Source organism: Thiolapillus sp. (genome assembly GCF_048562965.1).
Lineage (GTDB): Bacteria > Pseudomonadota > Gammaproteobacteria > Chromatiales > Chromatiaceae > Thiolapillus > Thiolapillus brandeum_A.
Map to the genome: position 1 here is coordinate 1 of NZ_JBHNMF010001052.1, position 944 is coordinate 944.

At 54.7% G+C, this 944-nt stretch carries 2 protein-coding genes; both read left to right on the forward strand.

Features of this window, described 5'->3' with window-relative positions; all coding sequences use genetic code 11:
• The coding region (locus tag ACOCD2_RS22200) for an LEA type 2 family protein (RefSeq protein ID WP_293681560.1) at positions 1 to 551 on the forward strand (551 nt) is incomplete at its 5' end.
• A gap of 108 nt (positions 552 to 659) precedes the next feature.
• On the forward strand, positions 660 to 944 hold a 285-nt coding region (locus ACOCD2_RS22205; protein ID WP_293653347.1), incomplete at its 3' end, for a PLP-dependent transferase.

Consider the following 944-nt stretch of genomic DNA (forward strand, 5'->3'; position numbering starts at 1 on the left):
CCCCGAACATGATTTCATTGGACGCAGTTGTAAGTTTGCGGTTCGCCCGCATGATATCGGGAACCGTTGTGGCAGCAGCCCTGTTCATGCTATCCGCCTGTGCCGGCCTGATGACAGACAGCGACGCGCTGCGGGTCAATCTTTCCGGTCTGCAGGTGCTGGAGGTCAGACTGCTGGAGCAGCGCTTCCTTGCGGATATCCGGATACAGAATCGTTCATGGAAACCGCTCGATGTAGAAGGCTTCAGTTTTGATCTGGATCTGAACGGGAAGAAATTCGTCTCGGGTGTCAGCAACCGGCATGTCACCATAGAAGCACTGTCTGATGCGGTGTTGTCTGTGAACCTGACCGGCACGCTGTTTGGCCTCATCCGGCAAATGCAGGCCTTCCAGAACATGGAAGGAAAACCTTTTCGCTACGCTTTCAGCGGCGTGCTCTATACAAAAAATTCACCTTTCGGCATCGCATATTCAGATGAAGGGGAGATTGGCCTCGAGCCGGAAAAACCGGTAGAGCAGTCGCCATCGGGGACTGGTGACTCGAATCCATGAGTAGCGGGGGGCTGCTCATGGCAGCGTTACAGCAAACCGGGGCATTTGCCTTTCAATAAATGGTAGTATCGATCCCACAATAACCATACCAAAGACAAGGGGGAAAACATGAAACTCGAATCACTGGCACTGCACTCCGGCTATGAATCCGAACCAACCACCAAGGCTGCTGCGGTACCCATCTACCAGACCACTTCCTACACGTTCGATGATACGCAGCACGGCGCGGATCTTTTCGATCTCAAGGTACCGGGAAATATCTACACGCGGATCATGAATCCAACCACGGCGGTGCTGGAGCAGCGTCTCGCGGACATGGAAGGCGGCATCGGCGCCCTGGGCGTTGCATCCGGCATGGCCGCAATCACCTATGCCATTCAGGCGATCCTAGTG